Annotated in this window: 22 protein-coding genes; 10 read left to right on the forward strand and 12 right to left on the reverse strand. The window is 62.1% G+C overall.

What is annotated here, in order from left to right:
* Positions 1 to 68 precede the first annotated feature (68 nt).
* Together holA and V1277_RS14660 are read left to right on the forward strand one after the other, a co-directional pair.
* Positions 69 to 1,097 (forward strand): DNA polymerase III subunit delta, encoded by a 1,029-nt coding sequence (gene holA / locus V1277_RS14655; protein WP_334371688.1) that lies wholly within the window; start codon positions 69 to 71, stop codon positions 1,095 to 1,097.
* 1 nt (position 1,098) lies between these two features.
* Positions 1,099 to 1,455: an ADP-ribosylation/crystallin J1 gene (locus V1277_RS14660; RefSeq protein ID WP_334416878.1), complete on the forward strand. Its 357-nt coding sequence runs from the start codon at positions 1,099 to 1,101 to the stop codon at positions 1,453 to 1,455.
* 123 nt (positions 1,456 to 1,578) lie between these two features.
* Here V1277_RS14660 and V1277_RS14665 read toward each other — a convergent pair whose 3' ends face one another.
* From V1277_RS14665 to hemJ, 7 genes are all read right to left on the reverse strand, one after another.
* A complete protein-coding gene (locus V1277_RS14665; RefSeq protein WP_334416880.1) occupies positions 1,579 to 2,463 on the reverse strand; it encodes a ParB/RepB/Spo0J family partition protein in 885 nt (294 codons plus the stop codon).
* Between the two features lie 148 nt (positions 2,464 to 2,611).
* Complete coding sequence (locus V1277_RS14670) at positions 2,612 to 3,460, reverse strand: ParA family protein (protein WP_334416882.1); 849 nt, start codon at positions 3,458 to 3,460, stop codon at positions 2,612 to 2,614.
* Positions 3,457 to 4,155, reverse strand: a complete 699-nt coding sequence (gene rsmG, locus V1277_RS14675; protein ID WP_334416884.1) for a 16S rRNA (guanine(527)-N(7))-methyltransferase RsmG — start codon at positions 4,153 to 4,155, stop codon at positions 3,457 to 3,459. The genes V1277_RS14670 and rsmG overlap by 4 nt, the downstream gene beginning before the upstream one ends.
* 135 nt (positions 4,156 to 4,290) lie before the next feature.
* Positions 4,291 to 6,174: a tRNA uridine-5-carboxymethylaminomethyl(34) synthesis enzyme MnmG gene (gene mnmG, locus V1277_RS14680; RefSeq protein ID WP_334416886.1), complete on the reverse strand. Its 1,884-nt coding sequence runs from the start codon at positions 6,172 to 6,174 to the stop codon at positions 4,291 to 4,293.
* A gap of 131 nt (positions 6,175 to 6,305) precedes the next feature.
* On the reverse strand, positions 6,306 to 7,637 hold the full coding sequence (gene mnmE, locus V1277_RS14685; RefSeq protein WP_334416888.1) for a tRNA uridine-5-carboxymethylaminomethyl(34) synthesis GTPase MnmE: 1,332 nt from the start codon (positions 7,635 to 7,637) through the stop codon (positions 6,306 to 6,308).
* A gap of 305 nt (positions 7,638 to 7,942) precedes the next feature.
* The gene (gene rho, locus V1277_RS14690; RefSeq protein WP_057834504.1) at positions 7,943 to 9,208 is read right to left on the reverse strand and encodes a transcription termination factor Rho; all 1,266 of its coding nucleotides are present in this window, start codon (positions 9,206 to 9,208) and stop codon (positions 7,943 to 7,945) included.
* A gap of 257 nt (positions 9,209 to 9,465) precedes the next feature.
* Positions 9,466 to 9,912 (reverse strand): protoporphyrinogen oxidase HemJ, encoded by a 447-nt coding sequence (gene hemJ, locus V1277_RS14695; protein ID WP_334416890.1) that lies wholly within the window; start codon positions 9,910 to 9,912, stop codon positions 9,466 to 9,468.
* A gap of 445 nt (positions 9,913 to 10,357) precedes the next feature.
* Between hemJ and V1277_RS14700 the strand changes: the two genes are divergently transcribed.
* From V1277_RS14700 to dnaQ, 4 genes are read left to right on the forward strand one after another with little or no spacing between them, the layout of a single operon-like run.
* Positions 10,358 to 11,197 carry a pyruvate, water dikinase regulatory protein gene (locus tag V1277_RS14700; protein ID WP_334371677.1) on the forward strand — a complete coding sequence of 280 codons (840 nt, stop codon included), beginning with the start codon at positions 10,358 to 10,360 and terminating at the stop codon, positions 11,195 to 11,197.
* A gap of 10 nt (positions 11,198 to 11,207) precedes the next feature.
* Positions 11,208 to 11,816, forward strand: coding sequence for a Maf family protein (locus V1277_RS14705; protein WP_334416892.1), 609 nt, complete (start codon positions 11,208 to 11,210; stop codon positions 11,814 to 11,816).
* 27 nt (positions 11,817 to 11,843) lie between these two features.
* Positions 11,844 to 12,443, forward strand: coding sequence for a dephospho-CoA kinase (gene coaE / locus V1277_RS14710; protein ID WP_334416894.1), 600 nt, complete (start codon positions 11,844 to 11,846; stop codon positions 12,441 to 12,443).
* The gene (dnaQ, locus tag V1277_RS14715; RefSeq protein WP_334416896.1) at positions 12,367 to 13,173 is read left to right on the forward strand and encodes a DNA polymerase III subunit epsilon; all 807 of its coding nucleotides are present in this window, start codon (positions 12,367 to 12,369) and stop codon (positions 13,171 to 13,173) included. Before coaE ends, dnaQ begins: the two co-directional genes overlap by 77 nt.
* Positions 13,174 to 13,196: 23 nt before the next feature.
* Here dnaQ and secB read toward each other — a convergent pair whose 3' ends face one another.
* Positions 13,197 to 13,685 (reverse strand): protein-export chaperone SecB, encoded by a 489-nt coding sequence (gene secB / locus V1277_RS14720; RefSeq protein WP_334416898.1) that lies wholly within the window; start codon positions 13,683 to 13,685, stop codon positions 13,197 to 13,199.
* A 429-nt stretch (positions 13,686 to 14,114) separates the two neighbouring features.
* On the opposite strand from secB, the gene V1277_RS14725 reads away from it, so the two are divergent.
* From V1277_RS14725 to V1277_RS14735, 3 genes are read left to right on the forward strand one after another with little or no spacing between them, the layout of a single operon-like run.
* Positions 14,115 to 14,816 (forward strand): Tim44/TimA family putative adaptor protein, encoded by a 702-nt coding sequence (locus V1277_RS14725; RefSeq protein WP_334416899.1) that lies wholly within the window; start codon positions 14,115 to 14,117, stop codon positions 14,814 to 14,816.
* Positions 14,794 to 16,383 carry an MltA domain-containing protein gene (locus tag V1277_RS14730; protein ID WP_442894487.1) on the forward strand — a complete coding sequence of 530 codons (1,590 nt, stop codon included), beginning with the start codon at positions 14,794 to 14,796 and terminating at the stop codon, positions 16,381 to 16,383. The genes V1277_RS14725 and V1277_RS14730 overlap by 23 nt, the downstream gene beginning before the upstream one ends.
* Positions 16,380 to 16,976, forward strand: a complete 597-nt coding sequence (locus tag V1277_RS14735) for a Smr/MutS family protein (protein ID WP_334416904.1) — start codon at positions 16,380 to 16,382, stop codon at positions 16,974 to 16,976. Before V1277_RS14730 ends, V1277_RS14735 begins: the two co-directional genes overlap by 4 nt.
* A gap of 101 nt (positions 16,977 to 17,077) precedes the next feature.
* On the opposite strand, the gene hslU is transcribed toward V1277_RS14735, so the two are convergent.
* Genes hslU through hslV form a run of 4 tightly spaced genes read right to left on the reverse strand, consistent with a single transcriptional unit; the run spans position 17,078 to position 20,083 of the window.
* Entirely contained in the window at positions 17,078 to 18,379 is a 1,302-nt protein-coding gene (gene hslU, locus V1277_RS14740; RefSeq protein WP_334416906.1) for an ATP-dependent protease ATPase subunit HslU, read from the reverse strand.
* Between the two features lie 51 nt (positions 18,380 to 18,430).
* Entirely contained in the window at positions 18,431 to 19,036 is a 606-nt protein-coding gene (locus V1277_RS14745) for a DUF2585 domain-containing protein (RefSeq protein WP_334416908.1), read from the reverse strand.
* Positions 19,033 to 19,518, reverse strand: coding sequence for a GNAT family N-acetyltransferase (locus V1277_RS14750; RefSeq protein ID WP_334416910.1), 486 nt, complete (start codon positions 19,516 to 19,518; stop codon positions 19,033 to 19,035). Before V1277_RS14750 ends, V1277_RS14745 begins: the two co-directional genes overlap by 4 nt.
* 13 nt (positions 19,519 to 19,531) lie before the next feature.
* Positions 19,532 to 20,083, reverse strand: a complete 552-nt coding sequence (gene hslV / locus V1277_RS14755; RefSeq protein ID WP_334416912.1) for an ATP-dependent protease subunit HslV — start codon at positions 20,081 to 20,083, stop codon at positions 19,532 to 19,534.
* Between the two features lie 191 nt (positions 20,084 to 20,274).
* On the opposite strand from hslV, the gene hisB reads away from it, so the two are divergent.
* On the forward strand, positions 20,275 to 20,868 hold the full coding sequence (hisB, locus tag V1277_RS14760) for an imidazoleglycerol-phosphate dehydratase HisB (RefSeq protein WP_334416914.1): 594 nt from the start codon (positions 20,275 to 20,277) through the stop codon (positions 20,866 to 20,868).
* Positions 20,869 to 20,881: the final 13 nt, after the last annotated feature.

The following is a 20,881-nucleotide window of genomic DNA, read 5'->3' on the forward strand; positions in this document are numbered from 1 at the left end:
AGCAAGCTCTGGATTCCGGGTCCACGCGAAGACGCGTGTCCCGGGAATGACGTCAAGAAAGGTCCGTCGTGGTCGCGCTCCGCGGAAAAGACATCGACGCTTTTCTCGCCCGGCCTGATGCCGGCCGCCCTATCATCCTGCTGTACGGTCCCGACGCCGGTCTCGTGCGCGAGCGCGCCGACGCGCTGATTGCGTCGGCAGTCGACGATCCCAATGATCCGTTTTCGCTGGTGCGGCTCGACGGCGACGAACTGGCGGCCGAGCCGTCGCGGCTGGTCGACGAGGCGATGACGATCCCGATGTTCGGCGGCCGGCGTGCCATTCGTGTGCGCGCCGGCTCCCGCAGTTTTGCCAGCGGCGTCGATACGCTGGCTGATTCGCCAATCAAGGATTGCCGCATCGTGATCGAGGCCGGCGAGTTGCGGCCCGAATCGCCGCTGCGCAAGGCATGCGAGCGCGCCAAGAGCGCAGTCGCCATCGCCTGCTATCCCGACACCGAGCGCGACCTTGCTCGATTGATCGACGAGGAATTACGGACTTCCAATTTGCGCATCGCCGCGGATGCCCGCGCCGTGCTGATGTCGCTGCTTGGCGGCGACCGCCAGGCCTCGCGCAACGAGCTCCGCAAGCTTGCGCTCTATGCCCATGGCAAGGGCGAGATTGCGCTCGAAGACGTCATGACCGTCGTCTCCGATGCATCCGAGCTAAAGCTCGACCCGATCGTCGATGGCGCGTTTGCCGGCAAGCCGGATTTGGTCGAAAGCGAATTCGCCAAGGCGATGGTCGCCGGCACCTATCCCGGCGTGATCATCTCGGCCGCGCAGCGTCAAGCCGCGTGGCTGCACAAGTCGGCGCTTGCGGTCGCGGAGGGAACGCCCGTCTCCACCTTGCTCGAGGGCGGCTATCCGCGCCTGCACTTCTCGCGAAAGGGCGCCGTCGAAATCGCGCTGCGCAATTTCAGCGCGGCGCGGCTTGCCGGGATCATTGACCAGCTCGGAACCGCTGCCCTCGACATGCGCAAGCAGGCCTCGCTCGCGTCAGCGATTGCGCTGCGGACGCTGCTCTCGATCGCGGCGAATGCCAAGCGAAGGGGGTAGCATGCCGGCCGACGCGGCAGACATCGTGACCCTTTGGCGCCCGGTTGGGCCGGCCGAGTTGGAATTGATCCGTGAGAGCGGAATGCGTGCATTCCCGCCACGGCTTCCGGATCAGCCGATCTTCTATCCCGTGCTCTCGGAAGAATACGCCGTGAAAATTGCCCGTGACTGGAACGTCCCGGCCAGCGGCTCTGGCTATGTCACTCGTTTTGAGGTCAGGCGGGATTTCCTCGAAAAATACGACGTTCAGAAAGCCGGTGGCTCCGCACATTCGGAATACTGGATCCCCGCAGAGGAAATGTCGGCCTTCAACGCAGCTATCGTCGGCGAGATCGAGGTCGTTGCCGCGTTTCGTTGAAGCTAACCGCTTCGCGCCGTCGCCCCGCCGTCATTGCGAAGCAATCCATCTCTCCGCGCTCGCGGAAGCATGGATTGCTTCGTCGCTGTCGCTCCTCGCAATGATGTGGAGGGGCCTGCTAGATCAATTCCCCTTTTCCAGCCGCCGCATCACCTCGTCGAGTTGCTCGAGATTGCGATAGCTAATCTGGACTGTGCCGCCGGGGTCGCGGTGGTTGACGGTCACGGTCAGGCCGAGCGCGTCGCTGACGCGTTTCTCCAGCGCGATGGTGTCGGGATCCTTTGTCTTGCCGCCACCGCTGCGCGCCTTCTGCGGCTTGCGCTCTGGTACGCCCTCTTCGTGGGCGAGCGCCTCGGTCTGACGCACGTTGAGGCCTTCGGCGACAATGCGCTTGGCGGCCGCCAGCGGATCGGGCAGGCTAATCAGCGCGCGGGCGTGTCCCGCCGACAATTCGCCGCTCGCGATAAGGGCCTGCACTTCCGCCGGCAGCTTTGTCAGCCGCATCATGTTGGCAACGTGGCTGCGGCTCTTGCCGACCTCCTTGGCGATGTCTTCCTGGCTCCGTTTGAATTCGTCGGCCAGCGCGTGATAGCCTTGCGCCTCTTCCATCGCGTTGAGGTCTTCGCGCTGCACGTTCTCGATGATCATGATCTCGAGTGCGTCGCTGTCGCTGACATCGATGGGAACGATCGGCACTTCGTGCAGGCTGGCAAGCTGCGCCGCGCGCCAGCGCCGTTCGCCGGCGATGATCTCATAACGGTCCTGCGCACCCTTCACCGGCCGCACCACGATCGGCTGGATCACGCCGTGCTGCTTGACGGAGGAGGCGAGCTCGCCGAGTTCGGCATCGGAAAACGTCCGGCGCGGGTTGCGCGGATTTGGTTTTAAAAATTCGATCGGTACCTTGCGCTGGTTGCGCGGCCGTTCGACATGCGCGGCCTCGCCGCCGACGTCCCCGATCAGACTTGCGAGACCACGACCCAGTCGCGAACGCGTTTCGTCGGCCATCGCCGCCAACTCCCTAGGATTCACTTAAGCTACTCCGGAACTGAATTCGGTGATGGTAGGGTGGGCAAAGCGAAGCGTGCCCACCATGATCTTGCCGCGGGCAAGGTGGGCACGGCGAAGACGCCTTTGCCCACCCTACGATTCCTGACTAATGCCTAAGCTCGCGCTCGCGCTGGATCACTTCCGTTGCAAGCTTCAGATAGGCTTCGCTGCCGACGCATTTGAGATCGTAGACCAAGACCGGCTTGCCGTAAGACGGTGCCTCGGAGATGCGGACGTTGCGCGGGATCATGGTGTCGTAGACCTTGGAGCCCATGAACTGCCTGACGTCGGCGACCACCTGGTTCGACAGGTTGTTGCGCGAGTCGAACATCGTCAGCACGATGCCGTGGATCGACAGGTTCGGATTGAGCGTCGAGCGCACCTGCTCCACTGTCTGCAGCAATTGCGACAGACCTTCGAGCGCGAAGAACTCGCACTGCAGCGGCACCAGGATCGCATCCGACGCTGCCATCGCGTTGACGGTGAGCAGATTGAGCGACGGCGGACAATCGATCAGCACATAGGTGTAGTCGGTGTCCGGCGCCGCGTTCTTGTTCAACGCCGCGATCGCATCGCGCAGGCGGAATGCGCGGCCGGGCGTCGTGCCGAGTTCGAGTTCGAGGCCCGACAGATCCATCGTCGAGGACGCGATGTGCAGCCGCGGCACCGCGGTGGCAACCACCGCGTCGCGCAGCGGCGCTTCACCGATCAGCACGTCGTAGGTCGAGCAGTTGCGGTTGCGGCGATCGATGCCCAGGCCAGTCGAAGCGTTGCCCTGCGGATCGAGGTCGACGATCAGCACGCGCTCGCCAATCGCCGCGAGCGCGGTGCCAAGATTGATCGCTGTGGTAGTCTTACCGACGCCACCCTTCTGGTTGGCGAGCGACAGGATGCGTGGATGAGGCGGCGGAGTTTGCTCCCTATCCTCTTGATATAATTCATCTAATTCGGTCATGCCCGATCGCCATGTGTGATCGCGGAAGGATTGCGCCGCTCGATGCGATCGAGTTCGACGATCCAGCCGTGCCCGCCCGTTCGGCTGGAATGGAGTCGCGGTTCAATATTCCAATATTTGGTGGCCCCGGTCAATTCGGCCTCTACATCTTGACCCTTGAGAAACAAAGCTTTTGCGCCTTCTCTCACAAACGGCTCCGCGAAGCCGACAAGCTGATGTAATGGAGCCAGCGCCCGCGCGGTGACGCAATCGACGCGGCCACCGATTCTATCCACAATATCCCCGATTCCTGCCAAATGCACGATCGCAGCCGCAGATGTCACGCGGACCGCCTCGCGCAGGAAGGCTGCCTTTTTGGCGTTGCGCTCGACCAAATGGACGCTGGCGCCCGGCGTCTCCGCCAATGCGCAAGCGAGCACCACGCCGGGGAAGCCTCCACCGCTGCCGAGATCGACCCAGATTTTTGCGGACGGCGCCAGGTCGAGGAGTTGCAACGAATCGGAGATGTGACGGGTCCACAGATTCGGAAGCGTCGATGGCGCCACAAGATTCGTCTTGGACTGCCACTCCAGAAGCAGAGCGACGTAGCGATCGAGCCGAACCTCTGTTTCACGTGAAACGGGGGTGAGGGCCAGTGCGGCGGCTTTGTCGGATGGTAGGACTGGGGAAGGGATCTGGTCGACGGCTTTCGCCATTGGGGTGGTCTCGGCTAAGCCAACGATCGTAGGATGGGTGGAGCACAGCGATACCCATCTTTTTTGTGGAGGCATCTGATGGGTACCGCTCCGCTCCACCCATCCTACATTCAACGTTTCACGTGAAACAGATTCTTAAGCGCTCGCCTTCGCGTTCTTGCGCCGCGCCTCGCGCCGGAGATAGGCCGCCAGAATACCCAGCGCCGCGGGCGTCAAACCGTCGAGCCGACCCGCCTGCCCCACTGTCCGCGGCCGCGCCGCTTCGAGCTTGGCGCGCGCTTCGTTGGAGAGTCCAGGCACATCGGCATAATCGATATCGGTCAGAACCAGACCTTCGTCGCGCCGGAACGCATCGACGTCGGCGGTCTGGCGCTTGAGATAGACATCGTATTTGGCATCGATCTCGAGATGCACGGCGATCGATGGATCGATGGCCGAGAGCTCCGGCCATATGCCGCGCAGGGCAGTCCACTCGATCTCCGGGTAGGCCAGCAACTCAAACGCCGAGCGCCGATGGCCGTCCCGGTTCAATGCCAAGCCATGCTTGGCCGCTTCGTTCGGAGTGATCATCAGCGACTTGGCCAAAGCCTTGGCGGCATCCAACGCGGCCATCTTGTCGCGATGCCGCTGCGAGCGCGCCTGTCCTACGCAGCCCAAGGCAATGCCCTTGTCCGTCAGACGCTGGTCGGCGTTGTCGGCTCGGAGCGTCAGGCGGTACTCGGCCCGCGAGGTGAACATCCGGTATGGCTCGGTGATCCCGCGGGTCACGAGGTCGTCGATCATCACCCCGAGATAACCGTCAGCGCGATCAAATACGATCGGATCGGCGTCACCCGCCATCAATGCAGCGTTCAGACCGGCAACGATCCCCTGGGCCGCCGCCTCTTCATATCCCGTCGTGCCGTTGATCTGTCCGGCCAGGAAGAGACCCGGCAGGCGCTTGGTCTGCAGGGTCGGCTCCAACTCGCGCGGATCGACGTGATCGTATTCGATGGCATAGCCCGGCCGAACCATCTTCACCCGTTCGAGCCCGGGGATGGTCGCGAGGATCGCGAGCTGGACTTCCTCCGGCAGCGAGGTCGAGATGCCGTTTGGGTAGACGGTGGAGTCGTCGAGCCCCTCCGGCTCCAGGAAGATCTGGTGGCCATCGCGATCGCCGAACCGGACAATCTTGTCCTCGATCGAGGGACAATAGCGCGGACCGCTGCTCTTGATCTGCCCGGAATACATCGGCGAACGATGCACATTTGCCCTGATCACCTCGTGGGTCGCCGGGGTCGTCCGGGTGATCCCGCATTGGATCTGCGGCGTCGTGATCCGATCGGTCATGACCGAGAACGGCTCAGGCGGATCGTCGCCGGGCTGCATTTCAACGGCAGCCCAGTCGATGGTCGTGCCATCGAGCCGCGGCGGCGTGCCGGTCTTCAGCCGTCCAAGCGTAAAGCCGGCGCGCTCGAACGAAGCCGATAGCCCCATCGCGGGCGCCTCCCCGACCCGGCCCGCCGGCCAGTTCTTCTCGCCGAGATGAATGAGCCCGCGCAAAAAGGTCCCGGTCGTGATGACCACGGCGCCCGCCGAAAGCAGCCTTCCCTCGATCAAGCGAATTCCAGCGACCCGGCCGTTCGAGACGATCAGCTCGTCCGCCTCGCCTTCGATCACGCTGAGATTGGCGGTTTCCCGGATCGCCGTCTGCATGGCCGCAGCATAAAGCTTGCGATCTGCCTGGGCGCGCGGTCCGCGGACGGCCGGACCCTTGCGGCGGTTCAACATCCGAAACTGGATCCCGCCGGCATCCGCCACCCGGCCCATCAGGCCGTCGAGAGCATCGACTTCGCGGACCAGATGACCCTTGCCGAGACCGCCGATCGCGGGGTTGCAGGACATCGCCCCGACAGTCGCAAAACGATGCGTCACCAGGGCCGTCTTCGCACCCATCCGCGCGGCCGCGCTCGCGGCCTCACAGCCGGCGTGGCCGCCGCCAATAACAATGACGTCGAAGGGGTCTGCTCGAAAAATCATGCCGCGACTTCTATCGCGGAGTTGGAAAACGCGGAAGAAAGAATTGCTTGGATGTTTGAGGCCGGGTGTTTCACGTGAAACATCCCAAGCCCATGGAACTGTTTCACGTGAAACAGGATGGTAGGGAAGGCTCACTTACCCACACAGAACTCCCGGAAGATAACGTCCAGAATGTGCTCGACATCCACGCGCCCCAAGAGCCGCCCCAGCGAATGGGCTGCCATCCGCAATTCTTCCGCCGCCAGCTCCTCGCCCTGCCCGACTACCTGAACGCAGCGTCGTAACGAGGCCGCGGTCTCCTGCAAGAGTAAGCGCTGCCGGGTTCGGCCGATCAGGCCAGCCTCGCTTCCGCCAAAGTAGTTTTGCGCGAAACCAACCAGGGCCGCGATCAGCTCGGGCAAGCCATCGCCTCGGCTCGCCGAGATCTGAAAAACGCCCTGCCCTGACGGATCGGCCAATGGCCGACCTATCTGTTCCAGATCGATTTTGTTTCGCACGCTCCAAACTGGTGCATCCCAATCGTGGTCAATCGCTGCCTCCGGCGAGTCGAAGAGCCACAGCACAAGATCCGCATCCGCGGCCCGGGCCCGGGCGCGACGAACGCCCTCCTGCTCGACCGGATCATCCGTCTCACGAATCCCAGCGGTATCGATCACGGTCACCGGATAGCCGTCGAGATTGAGCTGCACCTCAATAACATCGCGCGTGGTGCCGGCGTGCGGCGAGACGATCGCGACTTCCCGACGCGCGAGCTGATTCATCAGCGTCGACTTGCCGACATTCGGCGGCCCGGCGATCGCGACGACGAGGCCATCGCGAAGCCGCTCGCTCCGCCCCTGCTCTGCCAGGACTTCCTCGATCTCAGCCGACAGCGCTTTGACCTTCGCCAATGCCGGCGCGATCAATTCGGCCGGCACGTCGCCCTCATCCGAAAAATCGATCCCAGCCTCGATCAGGGCGGATGCTTCGATGATCCGCGCACGCCAGTCGCGAGCTCGGTCGCCAAGCAACCCCTTCAATTGACGCAGCGCCTGGCGCCGCTGCCGATCGGTATCGGCATGGATGAGATCGTCGAGTCCTTCGGCTTCGGTGAGGTCGAGCTTGCCGTTCTCGAAGGCGCGCCGGGTAAATTCGCCGGGCTCGGCCGGACGCACATTTTCGAACGTAGAAAGCGCAGCGAACAACGCGTCCAACACCGCGCGCCCGCCATGGACATGAAATTCCGCGACGTCTTCCCCGGTCGCGCTGGCCGGACCCGGAAACCACAACACCACGGCATCGTCGATCGGCCGCTGGCCGACATCATGAAGGAGCGCCCGGCTGGCCATTCGCGGCGACGGCAATTTGCCAGCCAGTGCCGTCACGAGCCTCCCGGCCTGCGAACCCGAGACGCGCACCAAGGCAATCGCGCTCGGTGGACGGCCCGACGATAGTGCAAAAATGGTCTGGTCCCGCGGATGCATAGCCTATTTGTGCGGGAGGTCCTGAAAAGGCAACGCAGTTTCGATTCAGGATATTAGGACGCAGGCCGACATCCGCTGACCTTATTGCAGCAAAGGTGCAACAGCTATGCTGCAAAATCTGGAGAGGCGCCCTGCCCTGATCTCCAGATCGAAATAAACAATATAAAATTCAATAGCTTATTTGGTTAACCAATCAATAACGCCAATTTTCCGATACTGCATTCGCATCGCAGCGATGACCGCAGCATGAAAAAGGGCGCCCCGCGGGTGCGAGGCGCCCTCCCCTAAGCCCCTGGCTTGGCGGCTCAGGTATTCATGGAGTCGAAGAACTCGGAGTTGTTCTTGGTGTTGCGGAGCTTGTCGAGCAGGAAGTCGATCGCGTCCATGGTGCCCATCGGATTGAGAATCCGGCGCAGCACGTACATCTTCTTCAGGAGCTGCGGATCGGTGATCAGCTCTTCCTTCCGCGTGCCGGAGCGCGAGATGTCGATCGCCGGGAAGGTCCGCTTGTCCGAGACCTTGCGGTCGAGGATCAGTTCGGAGTTACCGGTGCCCTTGAATTCTTCGAAGATGACTTCGTCCATTCGGCTGCCGGTATCGACCAGAGCGGTGGCGATGATCGTGAGCGAACCGCCCTCTTCGATGTTGCGCGCGGCGCCGAAGAATCGCTTCGGCCGCTGCAGCGCGTTGGCGTCGACGCCGCCGGTCAGCACCTTGCCCGATGACGGCACCACGGTGTTGTAGGCGCGGCCGAGACGCGTAATCGAATCGAGGAGGATCACGACGTCGCGGCCGTGCTCGACCAGGCGCTTGGCTTTCTCGATCACCATCTCGGCGACCTGAACGTGACGCACCGCCGGTTCGTCGAAGGTGGACGACACCACCTCGCCCTTCACCGAACGCTGCATGTCCGTGACTTCTTCCGGACGCTCGTCGATCAGAAGCACGATCAGATAGCACTCCGGATGATTGGCCGTAATGGAGTGCGCGATGTTCTGCATCAGCACGGTTTTGCCGGTGCGCGGCGGCGCCACGATCAGCGCGCGCTGGCCCTTGCCGATCGGGGCGACGATATCGATCACCCGTGCAGAAAGGTCTTTTCGCGTCGGGTCTTCGAGCTCGAGACGGAAGCGCTGATCCGGAAACAGCGGCGTCAAATTATCGAAATTGACCTTGTGCTTGGACTTTTCCGGATCTTCGAAATTGAGCGTGTTGACTTTCAGCAGCGCGAAATAGCGTTCACCTTCTTTCGGGCTGCGGATGTGGCCTTCGATGGTGTCGCCGGTGCGCAGGCCGAAGCGGCGGATCTGCGAGGGCGAGACGTAGATATCGTCGGGGCCGGGCAGGTAGTTGGCGTCGGGCGAGCGCAGGAAACCGAAGCCGTCGGAGAGAACCTCGACGACGCCTTCGCCGATAATGTCGATTTCCTGAATCGCGAGCTGCTTGAGAATGGCGAACATCAGCTCCTGCTTGCGCATGGTGCTGGCGTTCTCGACCCCGCTCTCTTCGGCGAACGTAACGAGCTCGGCCGGCGTTTTCGATTTGAGGTCTTGGAGTTTCATTTCCCGCATTGGGGTGGTCCTGTGGAGTGTCTTTTAAGAAGGGTGCGAAGCTGGCTTTGGGAAAAGCCGGACACGAAAAATGGAAGGTCCGCAGGTCTAAGCAAGGAAAGCGCCGGTGAGGCTTCAAACCTGATGCGGCGGCCGGTCCAATGAAGGAGCCGGAACGCAGCCACATCCGCCTGCGTGGGGTGGGATTTCGACAATATAGAAAATCGGCCGCCGCTTCGCAAGCAGGCGAGAAACCGACCGACCCACGAAAAGCTGCCCTAGAACGGCTTCACGATCACCAGGATGACGATAAAGATCATCAGTACGGTTGGTACCTCATTGATAATACGATAGAATTTCTGGCTTTTGGCATTCTGGTCGGCGGCGAAGTCCTTAACCCAGCGGGAAAAAAAGCCGTGGACGCCCGACAGGATGAGCACCAGCGTCAGTTTGGCGTGAAACCAGCCGGACGTGTACCAATGTCCGCTCCAGGCCAAATAGAGCCCGGCCAGCCAGGTGATGATCATCGCGGGGTTGATGATCACCTTCAGCAGGCGCCACTCCATCACCTTGAAGGTTTCGGACTGCTTCGATCCGACCTCGGCTTCGCAATGGTAGACGAACAGCCGCGGCAAATAGAGCATGCCGGCCATCCACGAGATGACGGCAATCACATGCAGCGCCTTGATCCACGGGTAGGCCGTGATCGTGATCCACTCGTACATTGCAGCCGCCCTGATCTCCGGAACGTTCCGATCTTCTCAAGCGTTGCGAAGAAGCCCCGCCAGCGTGGGACGCAAGACATATCCGCAAAGCACCGCTTCTCTAAACTAATAATTTTAGAATCTTAGGTTTGAGTCTAAGTGACGGTGATTTGGACTCATACAAAACCATCCAGTCTCTTTGCGAGGCTTGTTCACATCCATCACCAATTCGGGCCAAACACCGGATCGTCCTGATAACACCACGTGCATCAATCGCTTGCGATGTTTTGTGGTCAGCTTATGAAGAGACAAATCCACATCTTCTCACTATCATTGTCGCGAGACGTTGGACTTGTCCTCGCGTGAGGCCCTGTGAAGAAACCAAGGGTTTTCCCGGAGGCGGCGATCCAGGGCCCGACATCTCGGTTATGCTCCACAGGATTCACAGGAATACACAGGGGTTCTGGTGCCCACGACCGGCAACTATTTTCATCTTCATCTGGTCTCGGATTCGACCGGCGAGACGCTGATCACGGTGGCGCGCGCGGTCGCCGCGCAATACGCCAACGTGACGGCGGTCGAACATGTCTATCCGCTGGTGCGCAGCCAGAAGCAGCTCGACCGCGTGCTCGACGAGATCGAGGAAGCACCGGGCATCGTGCTCTTCACGTTGCTGGAAAAGGATCTGGTCGCCCGGCTGGAAGCCAAGTGCAGGCACATCAACATACCGAGCCTCTCCATCATTGGTCCGGTGATGCAGTTGTTCGAGGCCTATCTGGGCGCGGCGACGACGGGCAGGGTAGGCGCCCAGCACGTTCTGAACGCCGAATATTTCAAGCGCATCGACGCCCTGAACTACACCATGATGCATGACGACGGGCAGCACGTCGAAGGCCTGGAAGAGGCGGATGTCGTTCTCGTCGGCGTATCCCGCACCTCGAAGACGCCGACTTCGATCTATCTCGCCAACCGCGGCGTCCGTACAGCGAACGTGCCGCTGGTCCCGGGCATTCCGCTGCCGCACCAACTGGAGACGCTGAAAAAGCCATTGGTCGTCAGTCTTCATGCGACACCGGAGCGGTTGATCCAGGTCCGGCAAAATCGCTTGCTGAGCATGGGCGCCGATACCCCCAATGATGATTACATCGATCGTCAGGCGGTGGCCGATGAAGTAGCCTATGCCCGGAAACTGAGCGCCAGATTCAGTTGGGCGCAGCTCGACGTGACACGGCGTTCGATCGAGGAAACCGCGGCGGCGGTGCTAAAACTGTTCACCGATCGCCAGCGGCAGCGGCTTCCGGAATGACGCAGCCAAGATGAATATTTGGCGTGGACAACATCCGCTGATTCTCGCCTCGCAGAGCCGCGCGCGGCAAATGCTGCTTGCCAATGCCGGCATTTCCTTCGACGCCGTTCCTGCCGATATCGACGAACGATCCGTGCAGAAGAACTCAGGCCTTTCCGCGCCCAGTGAAATCGCCGGCCTCCTGGCGCGCGAGAAAGCGTGTTTCGTATCGTCGAAAAATCCCGGTCGTTATGTCGTCGGCGCCGATCAGACGCTGGCTTTGGCAAGCCGGCTGTTCAGCAAGCCGGCTGGGCGCGCACAGGCCGCAGAGCAATTGCGGCTGCTTGCCGGCCAGACGCACGAGCTGCACTCCGCCGTTGCGGTTGCCCGTGACGGCAAGCTAGTGTTTTCCGACCTCAGCATTGCCAGAATGACGATGCGGCGCTTGGGCGAGAGCGAGATCGAAGCCTATCTGGATCAGGCCGGGCAGGCGGTCACCACCAGCGTCGGTGCCTATCAGCTCGAAGGGCTAGGCGTGCACTTGTTCGAACGGATCGAGGGCGACCATTTCACCATCCTCGGCCTGCCGCTGTTGCCGCTACTGGCGTTCCTGCGCGGCGAGGGTTTGCTCAATGTTTAGAATCACTACTTTGGCAACGGCGATCTGATGCGGATCCTGGGACTCACCGGCTCGATCGGGATGGGGAAATCCACCACCTCAAAACTGTTCACCGAGGCGGGCGTGCCGGTTTACGACGCCGACGCAGCCGTTCACAAAATCTACGAAGGCGAGGCGGCGCCCGCGATCGAAGCCGCGTTTCCCGGCACGACGGTGGACGGCAAAGTCGATCGCGCCAAATTGTCCGCCAAGGTGGTGCATGACCCTGCTGCCATCAAGCAGCTCGAGCAGATCGTTCACCCAATGCTCGGCGCGTCCCGCCAGAAATTCCTCGATGAGGCCGAGCGGTCCGGCGCGCCGGTTGTCGTGATGGACATCCCGCTATTGTTCGAAACCGGCGGCGAGAAACGCGTCGATGCGGTGGTCGTGGTCACGACCGATCCGAAAACCCAGCGCGAGCGAATTTTAGCGCGCGGCACCATGACATCAGAGGCCCTCGACGCCATTCTGGCGCGGCAGTTGCCCGACGCCGAAAAGCGCAAGCGCGCCGATTTCGTGGTGGATACCTCGCATGGGCTGGACCCGGTGCGCGCGCGGATCCGCGACATTCTGGCCGAGGTTGCTAAGATGCCGCAGCGGCGGACCTGATTCGTCGAAACTTCGGTCTCTCACATCCATGCGCGAAATCGTTCTCGATACCGAAACTACTGGCCTCGATCCGCTGCGCGGCGATCGGCTGGTCGAAATCGGCTGCATCGAGATATTCAACCGCATGCCGACGGGGCAGACGTTTCACCGCTACATCAATCCCGAGCGCGACATGCCAGCGGAAGCCTTTGCCGTGCACGGCCTGTCGACCGAGTTCCTCGCCAGCAAGCCGCTGTTCACCGAAGTGGTCGAGGAGTTCCTGGAGTTTATCGGCGACGCACCGCTCGTCATCCACAATGCCTCGTTCGACATCAGCTTCATCAATGCCGAGCTCGATCGCATCAAGCGGCAGCCGATTCTGCGCGAACGGCTGGTCGATACTCTGCTATTGGCGCGCCGCAAGCATCCCGGCGTGTCGAATCGGCTGGACGATCTCTGCTCGCGCTATGCGATCGACAATTCCCGCCGCACCAAGCACGGCGCGCTGCTCGACGCCGAGCTCTTGGCCGAGGTCTATATCGACCTGATCGGCGCGCGGCAGTCGCAACTGATCCTGGCGTCGGAAACCCGCATCACGGTTACCAGCGGGATTGGTGATACGCCACGCCGGCAGCGCGAAATACCGCTGGCGCCGCGAATCACCGACTTGGACCGCGAGGCCCATCGCGCCTTCATCGCCACGTTGGGCGACAAGCCGATCTGGAACGATTTTCTTCCGGCAGCGGTCTAGCGGCAAAAAGCCGCCGCCCGCCTTTAGCTCGGCTTGGCGCCCGAAGCGGCCTGTGCCGCAGCCTGCCGTTCCATGTTCTGGCGGTACAGGCCGACAAAATCCACGGGATCGAGCATCAAGGGCGGGAAGCCGCCGTCGCGCACCGCGGTCGCGATGATCTCGCGCGCAAACGGGAACAACAGCCGCGGACATTCGATCATGACCAGCGGATGAAGCTGTTCCTGCGGCACGTTGACGATGCGGAACACGCCCGCATAGGCGAGTTCGAAGCTGAACATCACTTTGCTGGCATTTTCAGCCTTGCCCTCGATCGAGAGCGTCACTTCGAACTCGTTTTGCGCGAGGTTGTTCGCCGAAACATTGATCTGGATGTTGATCGCGGGCTGCTGCTGCTGCGGCGCCAGCGAGGAGGGCGCGTTCGGATTCTCGAACGACAGGTCCTTGGTGTACTGGGCCAGCACGTTGAGCTGGGGAGGGGCCTGTTCGGGAGGCGCGCCGTTGCCGTTTGTCATGAAAATCTCTCCTGAAGCGCTCGCGAGCGCGGCCCGGGTTCGTCTGAAAATGCGTTTTCCGGGCGAGTGGCTATCATAGCCCCGGCTCGTTCCACAAGGACGACTGCTCGGCGGCAGACCAGTCCGGCCGTCAATTGTGGCGGATATGCCTAACACCGTCCCGCCAGCCGCGCAAAATGTACCGTAAATAATTGAATGCGCGTGATTTCCGGCCACGATCGGGTTTCCCCTCGTCGCCAAAACGCGCTACAATTAGCCCGCGCCAAAACGCGCCATTGGCCGGGCGCGGTTTCATGCCTACATGCTGCAGTCTCGATCGTTGATGTAATCTCTGCCGTTCTCAGGGAAATCTCGTAAGAGAGCTTCTCACCAGGGAACGCTCGACCGCCGGGCCCGTTGCCGGCGCTGGAACCAGAAAGCGAATACGACGTGGATATTTATACCATCATCTTCCTGGCGTTGGCGGTCTTTATCTTCCTGCGCCTGCGCAGCGTCCTCGGACAGCGCACCGGGAGCGAACGTCCGCCCTATGATCGCGCCGCTCCCAACGTCGTGCAGCGTACGCAGGACAACAACGTCGTTCCCATGCCGGGTACCGTCATCGATCAGACGCCGCTGGCGCCGAATGCCGATATTGCGCCGGCCGATCGCTGGAAAGGCATTGCCGAGTCGGGCACGCCGCTTGCCGCGGGCCTCGACGCCATCACCGCCCAGGACTCCTCATTCGATCCGCGGCACTTTCTCTCCGGCGCCCGCAGCGCCTACGAGATGATCGTGCTGGCCTTCGCCAATGGCGACCGCCGGGCGCTGAAGGATCTCTTGTCGAGCGAAGTCTATGAGAGCTTCGAGGCCGTGATCAAGGATCGCGAGAAGCACGAGCAGAAAACCGAAACGCGGTTTGTTTCGATCGACAAGGCCGAGCTGGTAAATGCGGAAGCCCGCGACCGCGCGGCGCAACTGACGGTTCGCTTCGTGTCGCAGATGATTTCGGTCACACGCGACAAGACCGGCGCCATTGTCGATGGCAACCCCGATAAGGTCGCCGATATCACCGATGTCTGGACTTTCGCCCGCGACACGAGCTCTCGCGATCCGAACTGGAAGCTGGTTGGCACCGGAAGCGCGGGCTAAGGCGCGAAGCCTTGCGGGGCTTGCGCTGGGCGTGCTCGCTTTGGCGTGCTCGATCGCACCATCGGATGCCGCAGCAGTGCGCCATTCACGTGCGCAAAAGCCCTCGCATCCGCAGCCCGTCCGGCACCTACCATACCCACCGCTCGAATTCCCGTTTCAGATTAGCGGCGGCCAGTATGCGCCGGTCGCCTGGTCCGAGATCGCGGGCTGGCGCGAGGATGATCATCTCGCCGCCTACAAGGCATTTCGCACGAGTTGCAGGCCGATAGCGGCGCAGCAAAAGCCGCCCGCCGATCCAAAGGCACTCGGCACGTCGCTCCGCGATCCCTGCCGTGTCGCCAGGGGCCTCGAACTATCAGATGGCGTGAAGGCGAGGGCCTTCTTCGAGGAGCACTTCCTTCCCTTGCGCATTTCGCGGCTTGGTGAAGGCGAGGGTTTTGTTACCGGCTACTACGAACCCATCGTCGACGGCTCACGGACGGAGAACGAGGTCTACAAGGTGCCGATCTATCGCCGGCCCTCGAACCTGTTCGTCCGGGGCACCACGCAGAGCTCGGCCGGCTTGCCCAACAAGGGCCAGGTGTTCCGCAAGATCGGCCGCCGCAAGCTGGTGCCCTATTACGATCGCGCCGAGATCGAGGACGGCGCAATCGCCGGCCGCGGCCTCGAAATCGGCTGGCTGAAGGACCAGACCGACCTGCTGTTCTCGCAGATCCAGGGTTCGGCGCGGGTCAGCCTCGGCGACGGCTCGACCGTTCGCATCAATTACGATGCGCATAATGGTTTTCCGTATACGCCGGTCGGCCGCATTCTGATCGAACGCAACATCATCCCCAAGGATCAGATGTCGATGCAGAAGATCCGGGAATGGATGGAACAGAATCCCAACGAGGCCGACGAGCTGCGGCGGCAGAACAAGTCCTACGTCTTCTTCCGCGAGGTGCAGCTTTCCGACAAGGACGAGGCGGTCGGCGCCCAGGGCGTGCCGTTGACGCCGGGCCGGTCGATCGCGGTCGACAAATCACTGCATGTCTATGGCACGCCGTTTTTCATCGAGGGCGAACTGCCGATCGAATCGGAGCGATCGAAGACACCGTTTCGCCGCCTGATGATTGCGCAGGATACCGGCTCGGCCATCGTCGGTCCCGCGCGCGCCGATCTTTACTTTGGCGCCGGCCTCGACGCCGGCAAGGTGTCCGGCCGCCTCCGCCACAATGCCCGCTTCGTGATCCTGGCGCCGAAGAGCCTTGATCCGGTTGCGCGCGGCCGCAAGATGCCGGTGCCCGATGAGCGGCCGTCGGAGACGATCGCAAAACTGTTCCCGCAAACCGATCCGTCAAAGGATCCGAAGAATGCCGGAAAGCCGTCCGATGTTACGGCGGCAGCGTCCAACGCCAAGCCAGCGATGCAGGCGACGACATCGTCTGCAACCGGGCCCTCGCAAGCCCCGGCCATCCAGGCTGCCGTAGCAAAGCCAGTACCGCTTCCAGAACCGCGGCCGAAGGTTGAAGCGGTTTCGGCAAAGCCGCAGCCGCGTCACCTGCGCCGATATCGCCATCGTCGATGAAACGCCGGCCGTCGAGGTTGATTCCCGAATTGCCGGAGCCGCCGCGCCGCAAGCGCGGCCTGAGCGAAGAGGAGCGCGCGCTGTGGGAGAGCGTCGCCAAGCAGGTCAAGCCTTTGCGCAAGCGGCACCGCTCCTCGAAGCCGTCGGCTGCTCTGGCGGAAACCGAGCACAAGGTCGCTCCGAAACCCGCCGCTTCACCGAGGCACGTCGCCCCGGCGCGAATAGTTGCGCCTTCAAAGCCGGAACCACCGCCGCTGGCGCCGATCGGCCGCCGCGAGCGGTCGCATCTGTCGCGTGGTCGCAAGGAGATCGATGCAAGGCTCGACCTGCATGGCATGACGCAGACACGCGCGCATCGCGCGCTGTTCGGTTTCCTGCAGCGCGCCCATCATGACGGGCTGAGCTTCGTGCTCGTCATCACCGGCAAGGGCAAGGTGGGTGCTGAGTCCGAGCGCGGCGTGCTGCGCCGCCAGGTGCCGCAATGGCTCGGGCTGCCGGAATTCCGCGCGCTGGTGGTCGGCTTCGAGGAAGCCCATATCGCCCATGGCGGCGAGGGTGCCCTGTATGTGCGGGTGCGACGGGCGCGTCTCTAATCTCGCTTAGAGCGTTTTCAAGCGAAAGCCTGCCCCGGACTTGATCCGGGGTGGACACCAGTTCGCCAAGAAAACGCGTCAAAACAAGAATCTGTTGACGGCTACAAAATAAACCGGCTCAGATCCGAGTTCTTGGCGAGATCGCCGATGTGGTTCTGCACGTATTCGGCATCGACCTTGATGGTCTCGCCATGACGGTCCGGCGCGGCGAATGAAATCTCGTCGAGCACGCGCTCCATCACCGTCTGCAGCCGCCGCGCGCCGATGTTCTCGACCGTCGAGTTGACGGCGACGGCGATATCCGCCAGCGCGTCGATGGCGCCGTCGGTGATATCGAGCGTCACGCCCTCTGTCTGCATCAGCGCGACATATTGCTTGATGAGCGACGCTTCCGGCTCGGTCAGGATGCGGCGCATGTCGTCGCGGGTCAACGCCTCCAACTCGACGCGGATCGGCAGGCGGCCCTGCAATTCCGGCAACAGATCCGAGGGCTTGGCAATATGAAACGCGCCGGAGGCGATGAACAGGATGTGGTCGGTCTTGACTGCGCCGTGCTTGGTCGTGACGGTGGTGCCTTCGATCAGCGGCAGCAGGTCGCGCTGCACGCCCTCCCGCGAGACGTCGCCGCCGAGGCGGTTTTCGCGCACGCAGATCTTGTCGATCTCGTCGAGGAACACGATGCCGTTGTTCTCGACCGCCGCGATCGCTTCCAGCACGAGTTGGTCATTGTCGAGCAGCTTGTCGGATTCCTCGTTGACGAGAATCTCGTGCGAGCCTTCGACCGTGAGCCGGCGGGTTTTGGTTCGCCCTCCAAGTTTGCCAAAAATGTCGCCGATCGAGATCGCGCCCATCTGCGCGCCGGGCATCCCCGGAATCTCGAACATCGGCATGCCGCCGGAGGATTGCGTCTCGATCTCGATTTCCTTGTCGTTGAGCTCGCCAGCGCGCAGCTTCTTGCGGAAGGAATCGCGGGTCGCCGGGCTGGAGGCCGGCCCGACCAGCGCGTCCAGCACGCGCTCCTCGGCGGCGAGCTGTGCGCGGGCCTGCACGTCCTTGCGCTTGCGCTCGCGCACCTGCACGATCGCGACCTCGACGAGATCGCGGACGATTTGCTCGACGTCGCGCCCGACATAGCCGACCTCGGTGAATTTCGTGGCCTCGACCTTGATGAAGGGTGCGCCGGCGAGCTTTGCCAGCCGCCGCGCGATCTCGGTCTTGCCGACGCCGGTCGGCCCGATCATCAGGATGTTTTTCGGCAGCACCTCTTCGCGAAGCGAGCCAGTTAGCTTCAGCCGTCGCCAGCGATTGCGCAGCGCGATCGATACCGCGCGCTTGGCGTCGGCCTGGCCGACGATGAAGCGGTCGAGTTCAGAGACGATTTCACGGGGAGAAAAGTCGGTCATGGGTCCTAGGTAGGTGTCCAATGTTGCGAGAGCAAGCGGTGCACGAGGCCGCTAAATGATCGGCGGGCCACCCTGCCACAGCTTGATCGCCTCGAAGGGGTGAATCAGCATGATAATGTTGAGCGTCAGATTGTCGCGAATGTGGAGCGTCATCACCAGCTCGAACAACATCGCAAGAGCGACGGTGACTGCCACGGGAAGTTTCCTCGCCAGCAGGAAGCCACCGATCATGAAGAGCATATCGGAAATCGAATTGACGATGGTATCGCCGAAGTAATCCAGCGAGATCGTGCCGGCGCGGTAGCGGTTGATGATCCAGTCGGAATTCTCGACCAGTTCCCAGCCGCCTTCGACCAGAATGGCGAGTATCAGGCGGCCCTGCCAGGCCAGGCGCGGGAACGCGAGGAAGGCCGCGCCGTAGAACAGGAAGCCGTGCAGGATATGCGATAGCGAATACCAGTCGGCGATGTGCTGGGAGTTTTCCGAACTCTGCACGACACCGTGCCAGAGCTTGACGTAGCCGCAGGCGCAGATCGGCAGGCGTCCCATCCCGTACAGGATCGCAGCTTGCGCCGCGAGGATGCCGGCTGCAATTAATATCCAGTGTCGGCCCGAAAGCGTGACTGGAGCTTTCTCGATACTGTTGGTGGAGGTCATGCTTTGCGGACCATCAATAGAGCGGGGCCATCAGGTGTATCGACCATGCCGACTTTTTCAAAGCCCGCCTTCTCGTAGGCACGCACGGCCCGGGTATTGGCCGGATCGGGATCGGTCACAATGCGCGGCGCGCCGTTCCGCAAATGCTCGTCGACGAAAGCGCGGATGAATGCCGAACCATGGCCGCGTCCGACCATATCGGGCTCTCCAATGAACTGATCGATGCCGCGGGTGCCGCGCGGATGTTCGCCAAAGCCTGAATTCCACGCCGTCAGGTCGTAGCACTGCAGATAGCCGAAATCGTTACTTCCCGTCGAGACGATGAACTGATCCATCGCCGGCTCATCGAGATCGCCGCTGACCAGTTCATATTGTTCAGAGGGGTCGCCCCACCATTCGCGCACATGCGGCCGCGCGAGCCACTGCCGGATCAACGGCAGGTCGGCCACAGTCATCGGGCGGAAGGCATATTCCGGCGCCATGACCGGCGGCTCCTCAGAGCGTTTCGATCGTGACGTTGCGGTTGGTGTAGACGCAGATGTCGGCGGCGATATCGAGTGCCCGGCGCACGATGGTTTCGGCGTCCTTGTCGGTGTCGACAAGCGCGCGGGCGGCCGCCAGGGCATAGTTGCCGCCGGAGCCGATCGCCATCACGCCCGCTTCCGGCTCCAGCACGTCGCCGGTGCCGGTCAGGACCAGCGAGACGTCCTTGTCGGCGACGATCATCATCGCCTCCAGCCGGCGCAGATAGCGGTCGGTTCGCCAGTCCTTGGCCAGTTCGACCGCCGCTCGGGTCAATTGCCCCGGATATTGCTCAAGCTTGCTCTCCAGCCGCTCGAACAGGGTAAAGGCGTCGGCGGTGGCCCCGGCAAAACCGCCGATCACGTCGCCCTTGCCGACTTTCCGGACTTTTTTGGCGTTGGCCTTGATGACGGTCTGGCCGATCGAGACCTGGCCGTCGCCGCCGATTACCACCTTGCCGCCCTTGCGGACTGTCAAAATCGTGGTGCCGTGCCAGATCGGCAGGTTGTTTTCAAATGCTTGCATGGATCGCCCTCTTTCCAGTCAGATTTAGGGGTTGAGGGGAGGGGTTACAATCGCGCCGTTTCACCCCCGAATCCGGTCACCATGGGCCGAAGTTCAGCCCTTTAAACGTCATCCCGCAGTAGCGAAGGTGACATCTGCCTGTTAAAAGGGCCGCGTTTTCGGCCCCAAGCGGCCCAAGGGAAGCAGTTTTCATGCGCACAGCGTCCATCAAGCGCAAGACCAAGGAAACCGACATCGAGGTCGCGGTGAACCTCGATGGCACGGGCGTGTCCAAGGTTTCGACCGGCATCGGCTTTTTCGACCATATGCTCGATCTCTTGGCCCGGCATTCCCGCATCGACATTATGGTCAAGGCGGATGGCGATCTGCATGTCGACCACCACCACACCACCGAGGACGTCGGCATCGCGCTGGGCCAGGCTGTCAAGCAGGCGCTCGGCACCATGGCCGGCATCACCCGTTATGCCTCGATCCACATGCCGATGGACGAAACGCTCTCGCGCGTCGTGATCGACATTTCGGGCCGGCCGGTGCTGGTGTTCAAGGTCGATTTTCCGCGCGACAAGGTCGGACAGTTCGACACCGAGTTGGTGCGCGAATGGTTCAACGCCTTCACTATCAACGCCGGCGTGACTTTGCACGTCGAGACCTTATATGGCGAGAACAGCCATCATATCGCCGAATCCTGTTTCAAGGGTTTGGCGAGGGCGCTTCGTGCCGCGGTTGCGATCGATCCGCGCGCGGCGGGTGAAGTGCCTTCCACCAAGGGTCAGCTCGGCGGCTGATTGCTTGTTCGCG

This window comes from Bradyrhizobium sp. AZCC 1588 (assembly GCF_036924735.1).
Classification (GTDB): Bacteria; Pseudomonadota; Alphaproteobacteria; order Rhizobiales; family Xanthobacteraceae; genus Bradyrhizobium.

What these genes read in the sequence shown, in the direction of transcription:
- rho (WP_057834504.1), bottom strand. Translation starts at nt 9,208, where the DNA reads ATGCGGGAAATGAAACTCCAAGACCTCAAATCGAAAACGCCGGCCGAG.
- hslV (WP_334416912.1), bottom strand. Translation starts at nt 20,083, where the DNA reads ATGCAAGCATTTGAAAACAACCTGCCGATCTGGCACGGCACCACGATT.
- V1277_RS14735 (WP_334416904.1), top strand. Translation starts at nt 16,380, where the DNA reads ATGAAACGCCGGCCGTCGAGGTTGATTCCCGAATTGCCGGAGCCGCCG.
- V1277_RS14660 (WP_334416878.1), top strand. Translation starts at nt 1,099, where the DNA reads ATGCCGGCCGACGCGGCAGACATCGTGACCCTTTGGCGCCCGGTTGGG.
- V1277_RS14705 (WP_334416892.1), top strand. Translation starts at nt 11,208, where the DNA reads ATGAATATTTGGCGTGGACAACATCCGCTGATTCTCGCCTCGCAGAGC.
- hemJ (WP_334416890.1), bottom strand. Translation starts at nt 9,912, where the DNA reads ATGTACGAGTGGATCACGATCACGGCCTACCCGTGGATCAAGGCGCTG.
- rsmG (WP_334416884.1), bottom strand. Translation starts at nt 4,155, where the DNA reads ATGGCGAAAGCCGTCGACCAGATCCCTTCCCCAGTCCTACCATCCGAC.
- V1277_RS14665 (WP_334416880.1), bottom strand. Translation starts at nt 2,463, where the DNA reads ATGGCCGACGAAACGCGTTCGCGACTGGGTCGTGGTCTCGCAAGTCTG.
- V1277_RS14750 (WP_334416910.1), bottom strand. Translation starts at nt 19,518, where the DNA reads ATGGCGCCGGAATATGCCTTCCGCCCGATGACTGTGGCCGACCTGCCG.
- secB (WP_334416898.1), bottom strand. Translation starts at nt 13,685, where the DNA reads ATGACAAACGGCAACGGCGCGCCTCCCGAACAGGCCCCTCCCCAGCTC.
- V1277_RS14670 (WP_334416882.1), bottom strand. Translation starts at nt 3,460, where the DNA reads ATGACCGAATTAGATGAATTATATCAAGAGGATAGGGAGCAAACTCCG.
- coaE (WP_334416894.1), top strand. Translation starts at nt 11,844, where the DNA reads ATGCGGATCCTGGGACTCACCGGCTCGATCGGGATGGGGAAATCCACC.
- V1277_RS14745 (WP_334416908.1), bottom strand. Translation starts at nt 19,036, where the DNA reads ATGACCTCCACCAACAGTATCGAGAAAGCTCCAGTCACGCTTTCGGGC.
- dnaQ (WP_334416896.1), top strand. Translation starts at nt 12,367, where the DNA reads ATGGGCTGGACCCGGTGCGCGCGCGGATCCGCGACATTCTGGCCGAGG.
- mnmE (WP_334416888.1), bottom strand. Translation starts at nt 7,637, where the DNA reads ATGCATCCGCGGGACCAGACCATTTTTGCACTATCGTCGGGCCGTCCA.
- mnmG (WP_334416886.1), bottom strand. Translation starts at nt 6,174, where the DNA reads ATGATTTTTCGAGCAGACCCCTTCGACGTCATTGTTATTGGCGGCGGC.
- hslU (WP_334416906.1), bottom strand. Translation starts at nt 18,379, where the DNA reads ATGACCGACTTTTCTCCCCGTGAAATCGTCTCTGAACTCGACCGCTTC.
- hisB (WP_334416914.1), top strand. Translation starts at nt 20,275, where the DNA reads ATGCGCACAGCGTCCATCAAGCGCAAGACCAAGGAAACCGACATCGAG.